Source organism: Bradyrhizobium sp. JR4.1, from assembly GCF_040548605.1.
GTDB classification, from domain to species: Bacteria; Pseudomonadota; Alphaproteobacteria; order Rhizobiales; family Xanthobacteraceae; genus Bradyrhizobium; species Bradyrhizobium canariense.
The window spans coordinates 87,037-99,733 of the sequence record NZ_JBEPRY010000004.1 but is presented as its reverse complement, the minus strand read 5'-3'; the positions used below and the strand labels follow the sequence as shown (position 1 = coordinate 99,733).

Annotated in this window: 8 protein-coding genes; 2 read left to right on the top strand and 6 right to left on the bottom strand. The window is 63.9% G+C overall.

Annotated elements, in window-relative coordinates; translation table 11 throughout:
- Positions 1–60 precede the first annotated feature (60 nt).
- From ABIB90_RS11950 to ABIB90_RS11925, 6 genes are all read right to left on the bottom strand, one after another.
- Complete coding sequence (locus ABIB90_RS11950; protein WP_354200708.1) at positions 61–1,458, bottom strand: NAD(P)(+) transhydrogenase (Re/Si-specific) subunit beta; 1,398 nt, start codon at positions 1,456–1,458, stop codon at positions 61–63.
- Positions 1,459–1,500: 42 nt separating this feature from the next.
- Positions 1,501–1,818, bottom strand: coding sequence for a proton-translocating transhydrogenase family protein (locus tag ABIB90_RS11945; protein ID WP_007596278.1), 318 nt, complete (start codon positions 1,816–1,818; stop codon positions 1,501–1,503).
- Between the two features lie 11 nt (positions 1,819–1,829).
- A complete protein-coding gene (locus ABIB90_RS11940; protein ID WP_354200707.1) occupies positions 1,830–2,957 on the bottom strand; it encodes a Re/Si-specific NAD(P)(+) transhydrogenase subunit alpha in 1,128 nt (375 codons plus the stop codon).
- A gap of 137 nt (positions 2,958–3,094) precedes the next feature.
- Positions 3,095–3,247 (bottom strand): aa3-type cytochrome c oxidase subunit IV, encoded by a 153-nt coding sequence (locus ABIB90_RS11935; RefSeq protein WP_007596280.1) that lies wholly within the window; start codon positions 3,245–3,247, stop codon positions 3,095–3,097.
- A 185-nt stretch (positions 3,248–3,432) separates the two neighbouring features.
- Positions 3,433–6,324 (bottom strand): patatin-like phospholipase domain-containing protein, encoded by a 2,892-nt coding sequence (locus ABIB90_RS11930; RefSeq protein ID WP_354200706.1) that lies wholly within the window; start codon positions 6,322–6,324, stop codon positions 3,433–3,435.
- 211 nt (positions 6,325–6,535) lie between these two features.
- Positions 6,536–8,458, bottom strand: a complete 1,923-nt coding sequence (locus ABIB90_RS11925) for a M3 family oligoendopeptidase (RefSeq protein WP_354200705.1) — start codon at positions 8,456–8,458, stop codon at positions 6,536–6,538.
- Positions 8,459–8,585: 127 nt separating this feature from the next.
- Here ABIB90_RS11925 and ABIB90_RS11920 point away from each other — a divergent pair, with 127 nt between their 5' ends.
- Both ABIB90_RS11920 and ABIB90_RS11915 read left to right on the top strand, forming a co-directional pair.
- Positions 8,586–10,079, top strand: coding sequence for a sigma-54-dependent transcriptional regulator (locus ABIB90_RS11920; protein WP_354168076.1), 1,494 nt, complete (start codon positions 8,586–8,588; stop codon positions 10,077–10,079).
- A 358-nt stretch (positions 10,080–10,437) separates the two neighbouring features.
- On the top strand, positions 10,438–12,618 hold the full coding sequence (locus tag ABIB90_RS11915) for a L,D-transpeptidase scaffold domain-containing protein (RefSeq protein ID WP_354168074.1): 2,181 nt from the start codon (positions 10,438–10,440) through the stop codon (positions 12,616–12,618).
- Positions 12,619–12,697: the final 79 nt, after the last annotated feature.

Below are 12,697 nucleotides of genomic sequence, written 5' to 3'. Positions count from 1 at the left end.
GGTGTGCCATACGACGCGCTGCTCGCGCGTCGCTTTGGCAATGGCCCGCTTGCCTCCGCGCTACATCGCCTTGACGATGTTCTCGGTGACCTTCTTGGCGTCGCCGAGCAGCATCATGGTGTTGTCGCGATAGAACAGCGGATTGTCGATGCCGGCATAGCCCGAAGCGAGCGAGCGCTTGATGAACATCACGGTGCCGGCCTTCCAGACCTGGAGCACGGGCATGCCGTAGATCGGCGAGGTCTTGTCCTCTTCGGCGGCCGGATTGGTGACGTCGTTAGCGCCGATCACGAACGCGATATCGGCCTGCGCGAATTCGGAGTTGATGTCCTCGAGCTCGAACACCTCGTCATAGGGCACGTTCGCTTCGGCCAGCAGCACGTTCATGTGGCCGGGCATGCGGCCGGCGACCGGGTGAATGGCGTATTTCACCTCGACGCCTTCCTTCTTCAGGACGTCGCCCATTTCGCGTAGCGCATGCTGAGCCTGCGCCACCGCCATGCCGTAGCCGGGCACGATGATGACCTTCTGCGCGTTCTTCATGATGAAGGCCGCATCATCCGCCGAGCCGAGCTTGGCCGGCTTCTGCTCGCCGCCGCCACCGCCGGCCGCCGCGGTCTCGCCGCCGAAGCCGCCGAGGATGACCGAGATGAAAGAGCGGTTCATCGCGTGGCACATGATGTAGGACAGGATCGCGCCGCTCGATCCCACCAGCGCGCCAGTGATGATCAGCGCGGAATTGCCGAGAGTGAAGCCGATGCCGGCCGCGGCCCAGCCCGAGTACGAGTTCAGCATCGAAATCACGACCGGCATGTCGGCGCCGCCGATCGGGATGATCATGAGGACGCCGAGCGCCAGCGCGATGATGACGATCAGCCAGAAGTCGAGCGCGCTGCCCGACATCACCAGCCCGACGATGAAGACGACGAGGGCGACCGCGAGCGCGATGTTGATGACGTGGCGGAACGGCAGGATGATCGGCGCGCCGCTCATCCGCGCGGACAGCTTCAGGAACGCGATCACCGAGCCGGTGAAGGTCAGCGCGCCGATGGCGACGCCGAGCGACATCTCGACCAGGCTCTGCGGATGGATGTTGCCGGGGCTGCCGATGTCGAAGGCCTCCGGCGCGTAGAACGCACCGGCGGCGACCAGCACCGCGGCCATGCCGACCAGCGAATGGAAGGCGGCGACCAGTTCCGGCATCGAGGTCATCGGCACGCGGCGGGCGATCACCGCGCCGACGCTGCCGCCGATCGCGATGCCAAGGATCACGAGGATCCAGGCGAGGCCGTCCGCCGGCGGATGGCTGGCCAGCGTGGTGGCGACCGCGATCGCCATGCCGATCATGCCGAAGAAATTGCCCTGCCGCGATGAGGCGGGGCTGGACAGCCCGCGCAGTGACAGGATGAACAGCACACCCGCCACGAGATACAGAACTGCAGCCAGATTGGCGTTCATCTCAGGTCCCCTTTGTCTTCGTCACCCCGAGGTGCACGCCGCTCACTTCACCTTCTTCTTGTACATCGCCAGCATGCGCTGGGTGACAAGGAAGCCCCCGAAGATATTCACGCAGGCAAAGATGAGCGCGATGAAGCCGAAGCCGCGCGCCCAGCCCGAGCCGCTCGAGATCATGCCGACGCCGACCGCGAGCAGCGCGCCGACCACGATCACCGAGGAGATCGCGTTGGTCACGCTCATCAGCGGCGTATGCAGCGCCGGGGTCACCGACCACACCACGAAATAGCCGACGAAGACGGCGAGAACGAAGATCGACAGCCGGAAGACGAAGGGATCGACGACTTGTGCAATATGCTCCATGACGGCTCTCCTTACGCTTTCGGCTGGAAGTTCGGGTGGATGACGGCGCCGTCTCTGGTCAGCGCGGTCGCTTTGACGAGTTCGTCGTCCCAGTTCACGGCCAGCGCCTTGCTGGTCTTGTCGACCATCGTTTCGATGAAGTTGAACAAATTGCGCGCGTAGAGGCTGGAGGCCGACGCGGCGACGCGGCCGGCAACGTTTGTGTAGCCGACGATCTTGATGCCATCGACATCGGTGACCTCGCCCGCCTTGACGCCTTCGACATTGCCGCCGCGCTCGACGGCGAGATCGACCAGCACCGACCCTGGCTTCATCGACTTGACCATGTCGGCCGTGACGAGCCTCGGCGCAGGCCGGCCCGGAATCAGCGCGGTGGTGATCACGATGTCCTGCTTCTTGATGTGCTCGGCGGTGAGCGCGGCCTGCTTGGCCTGATACTCCTTGGACATTTCCTTGGCGTAGCCGCCGGCGGTCTGCGCGTTCTTGAATTCCTCGTCCTCGACGGCGAGGAATTTTGCGCCGAGCGATTCGACCTGCTCCTTGGTGGCGGGCCGGACGTCCGTCGCGGTAACGACGGCGCCGAGACGGCGCGCGGTCGCGATCGCCTGGAGGCCGGCGACGCCGACGCCCATCACGAACACTTTGGCGGCGGGCACCGTGCCGGCTGCGGTCATCATCATCGGGAAGGCGCGTCCGAAGGCCTCGGCGCCCTCGATCACGGCGCGGTAGCCGGCAAGGTTGGCCTGCGAGGACAGCACGTCCATCACCTGCGCGCGCGTGATGCGCGGCATCAATTCCATCGCGAAGGCGGAGACGCCGGCATCGGCGATCGTCTTCAGCGCGGCCTCGTTGCCGTAGGGGTCCATGATGGCGATGACGAGCGCGCCGCGCTTGTACTGCGCCAACTCGGAGGCTTCAGGGCGCTTCACCTTGATGATGATGTCGGCGTCCTTCAGCGCGTCGGCGCTGACGGTGGCGCCCACGGCGGTGAATTCGGAGTCCGGCAGACCCGACTTGAGGCCGGCGCCCGGCTCGACGGCGATCTCGGCGCCCAGCGCCTTGAACTTCTTCACCGTATCCGGCGAAGCGGCGACCCGCGGCTCCGACGGATCGATTTCCTTGGCAACGGCGATCTTCATAGGCCCTCCGGCGACGCGGGAAAGAGCGCGCACGCGAACTTAGCGTTACTCCCGCAACGTTGGATACCGGTTTTCAATCCGGCTTGATTGCAAATTTTATGGGCACCGACGACGCTGGCGGTGCTGCAGGCGATGGATCAGGTCAGAAAGATCGCCATCAGGATCACGATAAGCGCGACCGAGACCGTGCCGTACTTCACCAGCTTGATGAAGCCCTCGTAGGTCTGCTCGTGGGCAACGTAGTCGTTGCCGTCGGCGGTGCTGTACGCCACTTCGCTATGGTCAGCCATGAATTGTCCCCAGTCGAAAGTCGAATTTCATGGCTGGGATACCGCAAACTTTCGGGCAGGGCAACGGCACGGAGGCGCGGTTTCCCGGCAAATCGGGTCATTTGGAATTCCGATTGGCGGAATCCCGCTCAGACCGGTGGTCCGCCCGTTGGAGGCGGTCTCCGGTGCCACGAACCGAAGGCCTCTCAGCGCAGGCCGAGCGCACGGCGGACTGCGCCGATCGGCTCCACCTTGCTGTCGCAGAAGTTTCGCTTTGCACAGCGTTCTCCCGGAACGTTGACGACGATCGCATCCGCGCCGGCATCCTCGGTGAGAAAACCGTGGGTCATGTGGAAACCCAGCGCGCGGTAGACCTCGAACTGCTCCTCCGAGAAGAACTGGTCACCGGTGGTTTCGTGCGGGAAGGTGTCGTTGCGGCGTGCATAGTCGCGGATGTAGTCGTTCTCGTCTCCGGTCAGGGACGATTTGATGTACACGAGGTGCCCCTTTTCCCCCGAGCCGTAGTCGATGGTGCCGACCGCCATGTGCGGTCCGCTCGCCGCGCGCCGGGCCGCGGCCGGGGATTTGGTGGCGTTGCACTTCATCCACTCGAGCGTCGTGTTGCGGATCGGCGTCCACGGCAGGTCGATGATGATCCCGAGATCAATGCGCGCATAGCGCTGCAGCGTCACCAAGGATGAGAAATTCATCGGCGCATCGGCTTCCGCGTCAACCGCGATGATCACCTTGCAGCGTCGTCGCAACAACTCGTAGACGCCGAGATTCTCGATGTGTCCGCCGTCCGTCAGGTAGACCGCATCGGCATTCTCGTAAAGCCGGCCCGAGATCTCAGACCATAGAAACAAAGGGGTCGAGTGGTGCTGCGGCTTGTCCTTTGTCGAGACCCAGCGCGGGTTTTTCAACCAGTACCCGAGGCGCACGTTGAGGAGCGCCAGGGTCGGGGTCAGCGAGCGGATCGACCCCGAGCCCATGTTCGACGAAGCGGCGGCCCCGGAGATCGCCATCGCGGTCGCAAGATCGAGGCCCGGCGCGACCTTCTCGAATGCCGGTGTATTCGCATAGCCGGTGGCCTCGCTGCCGACGTGCAGCGGCGAGAATATGAAGAAATCAGCGTTCCGTCCCCGCCGATTGGCGAAATCGGATCCCTGGATGTTCAGGGCGGCGTTGATGATGGGATATGGCGAGGCCAGGCTGCTTTTTTTCGATGTCGTGACCGTCATCGCTCCCGCTGGATCAGCGCCGTAGACCATCTGATGTAGCAGACCGCTCAGCTTCTCCTCGTCGAGCGGAAGGAAATCCCTCCCCTGGTCCAGGCTCGGCATGTTCCGCGACGGCTCCCCGTCAGCGTAGTAGAGCGGATTGAACAAGAAGGCCTTGCTCAGGCGATCACGATAGAGCCGGTGCAACGAATTGGCATTCGGCCCGAGAACCCACGACAGGCCGAACAGGGCCGAGCCCGACAAGAAGTAGAGCAGCACCATCCGCCAGCTGACACTGTTGCCGAACTGGTACTTCGACCAAGTGAATGTGTTCGGGGACTGCAATGATGCAACGGAAAACAGCCATGCGGGGATGTGCGAGATCGGCCCCACCGGCTTGGAGGCGACGGCCTTCGCTTCGCCGTTGGTGATCTCGGCCGAGAGCTTACGCGTCGCCGAGTCGAACTGGACATTTCCCTTGACGTCAACACCGGCCGCGGGCGGCACGGGTTGCACGCCAGCCGCTCCCCACTCCTCGATCATGGGATATTGGCGGTAGGCGGCGTCGAGCGTCTTGTCGTTCGCGATGCCCCAATAGCAAAGATAGAGATATCCGACCCAGATCAGTAAGGGCAGCGCCAGTCCCGCGACAAGCACGGCTGCTTTCGCCGCATGGGCGAGCAGGCGTGAGCCAAGGTCCGAGGCGCCGGCGCCCTTCAGCAGGTCGGCGAATTGCTGCCGGAACAGCGTGACGGCCGCCGCAACCGGCGCAGTGATGGCCGCAAGCGATTGGAGCCATTTGATTGCAACGCCCCCAATGATGCCGCCGGACTGAACCGTGTTGGCGTCGGCGACATCGAACATCTGGGCGATCATGAAGGGCTGGAATTCGAAGAAGCAGATGGCGGCAAGCAGAACGAGATAGGTCGCGCCGATAGTCGACGGATAGCCGCGGAATTCACCTCCCTTGGTCGACGAAATCGATCGTAGCACCGCCCAGCCGAAGAAAAGCACGAGGCCGAGCAGGAGCGCTGCAAGCGAAAGCCCAAAGTGATCGACGTTCAGGCAGCTGGCGATCGCGCAGATGAGTCCCAGCGCAAACGCAAGACCGGCCAGGTAGCGAAAAAGCTCGCGCCGCCCGACTTTGAAAAGGCGCCCGACCAACAAAAGCAGCGAGGCGGCAACAAGGCCGCCAAGAAAGAAGGCAGGCATCAATCCCAGGCCGGAGAGGGGACCAAGATTGCTGGTGTCGTCGACGCTCAGCCCGAAGAAATTGGTCGTATAGAGTGACGAGCGTGCGGCGTTGGACAGGATCGTGATCACGGCAACGAGCAGTACGACCGGCAGCGTCAGGCTCAGATTGGCAACGAGCCCACGCACGACGATTGCGACGCCGGTGATCAGGTCGCGCGCGCCGGCCGGAACGAGGTAGTTCGAGTAATTCCGGATATGGCCCACCGCAGGCGTGTCACTGATCTCGTTGGCGCTCTCGGCTCCGGGTGTCGGCGTGCTTCCGAAGACGAAATTCTGCGCCCGCGTCATGGTCGCCGTGAACGAACAGCCGGTGTAACCGCCGCCCGATACGGTCGACAGATAGTCGATGTGCTTGATCAGCCCGTGGTGATTGAAAGCCTGCAGGACGCCGAGGCAGATTGCGGAGGATCGGATCCCCCCGCCTGACAGCGCAAGGCCGACCGTGTCGATCGCCTTTTCGTCGCCAGGGTATGCGACGGGATCCACGCCCTGGGCGCGGCGGCGGTTGTTGATGGCTGCGAGCTCGCGCTTGACGATCTTCCGGTGCTGCGTCCCCCACAGCTGCTGTTCCTCGACAGCCCGTGGCGGCTCCACCTTGGGGTCTGGGGCACTGATCCTGGCCATGTTCGCCTCCCTGGCCGAGCACACCACGACAATCAACAATCATAGATTGCATTGCAGGTCGAACCCGCCTGCAAGAATTAGTCTGGCCTCAGGCACAAACGTTCAATGTGCAGGGCGGGAACTTTACAACCCGCCTCCCCCGTTGTCGGAACAACGGGACACTCGGACGGCCGACCCGACCTGCCCGCTGCAGCGCTGAAGACGGTTCGGCTCAGCCCATCGCTTCCAGTTCGTCGATCATGCCGGCGATGACGCTCAGGCCGCCGTCCCAGAACTTTGGATCCTTGGCGTCGAGCCCGAACGGCCGCAGCAGTTCGGAATAATGCTTGGTGCCGCCGGCGGCGAGCATGTCGAGATAGCGTTCGGCAAAGCCTTCGGCCGCGTTCTCGTAGACGGCGTAGAGCGAGTTCACCAGACAATCGCCGAACGCATAGGCGTAGACGTAGAACGGCGAATGGATGAAATGCGGGATGTACATCCAGTAGTTCTCGTAGCCCGCTTTGATCTCGATTGCCGGCCCGAGGCTCTCGCCCTGCACCGAGAGCCAGATCTCGCCGAGCCGCGTCGCGGTGAGCTCGCCGTTCTTGCGTTCGGTGTGGACCGCGCGCTCGAAGGAATAGAACGCGATCTGCCGCACCACGGTGTTGATCATGTCCTCGACCTTGCCGGCGAGCAGCGCCTGGCGCTGCTTTGCGCTCCTGGTCTGCGCCAGCAGCCGCCGGAAGGTCAGCATCTCGCCGAAGACGCTTGCCGTCTCCGCCAGCGTCAGCGGCGTCGGCGCCATCAACGCTCCGTTCCTGGCCGCCAGCACCTGATGCACGCCGTGGCCGAGCTCATGGGCGAGCGTCATCACGTCGCGCGGCTTGCCCTGGTAGTTCATCAGCACGTAGGGGTGCGCGGACGGCGTGGTCGGATGCGAGAAGGCACCCGGCGCCTTGCCCGGGCGCACCGGCGCGTCGATCCAGCGGTCGGTGAAGAAGCGCTCGGCGATGTCAGCCATCTTTGGCGAGAAGCCGCGATAGGCGGTCAGCACCATGTTCCGCGCATCGGGCCAGCCGATCACGTCCGTCGCCGCAAAAGGCAGCGGCGCGTTGCGGTCCCAATAGGCCAGGCGCTTCCTGCCGAACCAGCGTGCCTTCAGCGCGTAGTAGCGATGCGACAATTTTGGATAGGCCGCGCGCACCGAGGCGACCAGCGCATCCACCACCTCGCGCTCGACCCGGTTGTTGAGATGCCGGGAATCCGCCACGTCCTTGAAGCCGCGCCAGCTGTCGGAGATGTCCTTGTCCTTGGCCAGAGTGTTGGTGATCAGCGCAAAGGTGCGCTCATTGGCCTTGAAGGTCTTTGCGAGCGCCTCTGCTGCGGCCTTGCGCTTGGCGCCGTCGCGGTCCTGCAACAGATTGAGCGTCGGCTCGATCGCGAGCTCCTTGGACCCGACCTTGAAACGCAGGCCGGAGATGGTCTGGTCGAACAGCCGGTTGAAGGCGGAATAGCCGGTCTGCGCCTTCTCCAGGAAGAGCTGCTCGAGCTTGTCGTCGAGCTGGTACGGCTTCTCCTTGCGCAGATCCTCGATCCAGGGACGGTAGTGCGCGAGCTCGGCGGCCTGCATCGCGCGGTTCAAAATATCGTCATCGACTCGATTGAGCTCGAGCGCGAAGAACAACAGATGCGTCGATGCCGCCGTCAGGCGCTCGGAAACGTCGCCGTAAAACTTTGAAATCTTGGGGTCCACGCTGTCGCCTGCATGAACGAGGCCGGCATACGAGCCGAGCCGGCCGGCAAGGTCGTCGATCGCCTCATAGCGTCGCACGGCTTCAGCGAGCCATTTTCCGCCATCTTCCTTTGCTGTTCCTGTTGCGAGCTTGCCCTTGTAGTCCGTCTCGAACGCGACGCAATCGGCATCCATCTTTGCGAGATCGCGCGCCACGTCCGGCGCATCGATCCCGGAATAGAGGTCGGCGAGGTTCCACTCCGGAAGCTTGCCGGTCTTGCTCGCAGGCTTGGCGGGTGAAGACTTGGCGAGCGACGGCTTGGAGGATTTGACCTTGGCTGCGGATTTCTTGGTGTTCGGTTTGCGGAGAGCGGGCTTGCCAACGGCGGACTTCTTAACTGCAGACTTGGAGCGCGAATTCATTGTGTGGGAAACCTGTGTTCAACAATCGCGACGGCGGGCGGGGGCATCAGGATTTAACAGTGCGTTAATCGGCTTCGGCCAGAGTGCCCCGATTCGAGACAGATAGTAGTAGCGTGCGGGGAACACCATGGCTGCCAGTATTTTGATCGCCGACGACGACGCTGTAGCCCGCCGGCTGGTCGAAAACATGGTGCAGAAATGCGGCTATGAGACGATCGTGGTGGACTCCGGCGACGCCGCGATCGCCGCCCTCACCGCCCCTGACGCGGCCATCGACGGCGTCATCCTCGATCTCGTGATGCCCGGCCTCGACGGCATGGGCGTGCTGGCGAAAATCCGCGAAGCGGGTCTCAGCATCCCCGTCATCGTGCAGACGGCCCATGGCGGCATCGACAATGTGATCTCGGCGATGCGCGCGGGCGCGGCCGATTTCGTGGTCAAGCCGGTCGGCCTGGAGCGGCTCCAGGTCTCTCTTCGCAACGCGCTCAATTCGTCCGCGCTCAAGGGCGAATTGCAGCGCATCCGTCACAGCCGCGAGGGCCGGCTGACCTTCTCCGACATCATCACCCGCGCCGAGGCGATGGCGGGCGTGATGCGCGCGGCGCAGAAAGCAACAAACTCCTCGATCCCCGTGCTGATCGAGGGCGAGTCCGGCGTCGGCAAGGAGATGTTCGCGCGTGCGATTCATGGCAGCGGCGAGCGCAAGGCAAAGCCGTTCGTGGCGGTCAATTGCGGCGCGATCCCCGACAACCTCGTCGAATCCATCCTGTTCGGTCACGAGAAGGGTGCCTTTACCGGCGCCACCGAACGCCACACCGGCAAGTTCGTCGAAGCTCATGGCGGCACGCTGTTTCTGGACGAGGTCAGCGAGCTGCCGCTGAGCGCGCAGGTCAAGCTGCTTCGCGCGCTCCAGGAAGGCGCGGTCGAGGCGGTCGGCGGCCGCAAACCCGTGAAGGTCGACGTCCGCATCATCTCGGCGACCAACCGCAGGCTGCTTGAGCGGGTCAAGCAGGGCCACTTCCGGGAAGACTTGTTCTATCGCCTGCACGTGCTGCCGCTGACGATCCCCTCGCTGCGCGCCCGGCGCGAGGACATTCCACATCTCCTCAGGCATTTCCTGGCCCGCTTTGCCGCGGAGGAGAACCGCCCCATCACCGGCATCAGCGGCGAGGCTGTTGCGCACCTCGCCCAGCTCGATTGGCCCGGCAACATCCGCCAGCTTGAAAACGCGGTCTACCGCGCCGTGGTGATGAGCGACGGCGACCAGCTTGGCCTTGACGACTTCCCCCTGATCGCCTCGCAGCCGCATCCGGGAACAGACATTCCGACCGCGCCGCTGATGCTGGAGCCGATCGCGGCCCCCTCCGTCGTATCAGGTAATGAAATACCGATCGCGCCGCTACCCGTGGCGGGTGCGCTCTCCATGCTGACCGCGACCGGCGACGTCCGGCCGCTGGAGGAGATCGAGAACGAGATCATCCGTTTCGCGATCTCGCATTATCGCGGGCAGATGTCCGAGGTCGCCCGCCGCCTCAAAATCGGCCGGTCCACCCTCTACCGCAAACTCGATGAAGCCGGAGTTCCCGGCCATGGCGGCAAAAGCGGTGAGGAGACGCACTGAGCCTGATGCGAACGGAGGTTCGTCCGGGCGGCGCGAGAGGACTGTAAGCCGTTCGCATGACGACGGAATTCGACTGCGACGTGAACCGTGACTCGACCGTGACTTGGAAGTGACAGACACAGGGAAAAGCGCGTGGCAGAAGCGCACAATCCGTTGCCAAGCGGCTTGCTTGAAGTCAGTTTGTCGTGAGTTGTCCCGGGTAGCGCTGGCCGCGAAATCGGGGCCTGTATATCGTCTGCGTAGGATTCGTTGCGTGCAGGCGTGCAACTTTCGAGAGGCCGGCGCGGTTTAGCCGAAACTCAATAGGCGATAACGAAGCTGTTCCACGAGGAACAGTTCACCCGAGGGGTGCGACACAATGCGTGACTGTTTGAACCACCGTGCAGGCTTTGACCGTGTCTTGGTGACGGTCGCGGCGACCTTCCTCACGGTATCGGCCAGCTCGGCCCTGGCGCAGGATCAGGCGCGCAGCAGCGCTGCCGAGCTCGCGATCGAAGCTGCGATCCCGCGCCCCGAACCCGCAAACGTCCCGCCCCCGACCGCATCCGACATCAAGCTCGACACCACCGCCACGGTTCAGGACTCGGCAAAGGAGCCGGTCAAGGAACCCGTGAAGGCCGAAGCCGCTCCCGCGCCGGACAAGGTCGAGACCAAGCCTTCCGACGTGGCCACCACGCCCGCCGCCGAGGCGACGAAGAGCGAGACTGCGAAGACTGAGCCTGCCAAGTCCGAACCTGCCAAGGCCGACACGGCGATCCCAACGCCGGCCGCGCCCGCCACCGCCGCTGCTCCGGCCTCGGAGCCGGTGAAGGCCGCGAGCAACGTTCCCGCGGCCGACCAGCCGGTCGCCGACAAGCTCAAGGACATCATCGGCGCCAACGCTTCGCGCTATTTCGACCGTAAGAACGAACGCGCGGCGATCGAGAAGTTTTACGGCGCACGCGACTTCGCACCGGTCTGGACCCAGGCCGGCAGCCTGACCACTGCGGCCAAGGGAGTGATCGCACGGCTGAAGGACGCGGCGTCCGACGGTCTCAATCCCGCCGATTACCCGCTGCCGGACTTCGCAACCGCCACGACACCCGATGCGCTCGCCAATGCCGAGCTCAAGCTCACCGCCAGCATGTTCGACTATGCGCGTCAGGCCCAGAGCGGCCGCATGCACTGGTCGCAGGTCAGCGGCGACATCCTCTACCCCGAGCATCCGGTCGATCCGAACGAGGTGCTCGCCAAGGTCACGACCGCAGCGGACGCCTCCGCGGCGCTCGACAGCTACAATCCGCCGCAGAAGCTCTACAAGGAGCTGAAGGCGAAGCTCGCGGAGCTCCGCGGCCAGGGCAACGGCCCGGTGATCGAGATCGCCGATGGTCCAACGCTGAAATACACGCCGGCCGGCAAGAAGCAGGCTGAAATCGTCGTTGAAGATCCGCGCGTGCCGCAGCTGCGGGCCAAGCTTGGCATCGCCGAGAATGCCAACGATACTCGCTATGACGCGGCAGTCGCAGAAGCCGTGCGCAAATTCCAGAACAGCGCCGAGCTCAAGGCGACCGGCATCCTCGACGACAAGACGGTCAAGGCGATCAACACCCCGAAGCGCGACAAGCAGATCGACGTGGTGCTGGTGAACATGGAGCGCTGGCGCTGGCTGCCGCGCGACCTGGGCGTTCCCTCGCTGGGCGATGCCTACGTCATCCTCAACATTCCCGACTACACGCTGAAGGTGATGCAGCGCGGCCAGCAGGTCTGGACCACCCGCGTCGTCACCGGCAAGCCCGGCACACATGCGACCCCGCTGCTCACCGAGACGATGAAGTACATCACGGTCAATCCGACCTGGAACGTGCCGCCGTCGATCGTCTACAACGAATACCTGCCGGCGCTTCAGCAGGACCCGACCGTGCTCCAGCGCATGGGCCTCAAGCTCGAGCAGAACCGCGACGGTTCGGTCCACATCTCGCAGCCGCCCGGTGAAGCCAATGCGCTCGGCCGCATCCGCTTCAACTTCCCGAACAAGTTCCTGGTCTATCAGCACGACACGCCGGACAAGAACCTGTTCGCCCGGGACGAACGCGCCTTCAGCCACGGCTGCATGCGCGTGCAGAACCCGGATCAGTACGCCTCGGTGCTGCTCAACATCGCGATGCCGAACGAGAAGTACACGCCGGAGCGCGTGCGCAGCATGTACGGCAAGAGCGAGATCGACCTGAAATTCCCGACCCCGATCCCGGTCAACATCACCTATCAGACCGCATTCGTGGACGAGGGCGGCAAGCTGCAATTCCGCAAGGACGTCTATGGCCGCGACGCGACCATGATCAACATCCTGAAGAACGGTCGCGGCAAGGATCTCGAGAACGTCGTCGCCCACTCCCAGCCGAGCTATTCACGCCCGGCAACGACGCTGCCGAACGGCGTGCTGGCGGCCAACAATGGCGGCTCGTCTGGCCCGAACTTCTTCGAGCGGCTGTTCGGAGCGCCGACCCCGCCGCCGGCCCCGATCGGCCGCCGGCCGCAGCAGCAGCGGGTGTTCACCCGCTGAGCCAAGCCCGCCCCAGGGCCTGATTTCCTGAAATTCTGCAATAAAATCAGCGACCTCATCCTTTGGATGGGGTCGCTTA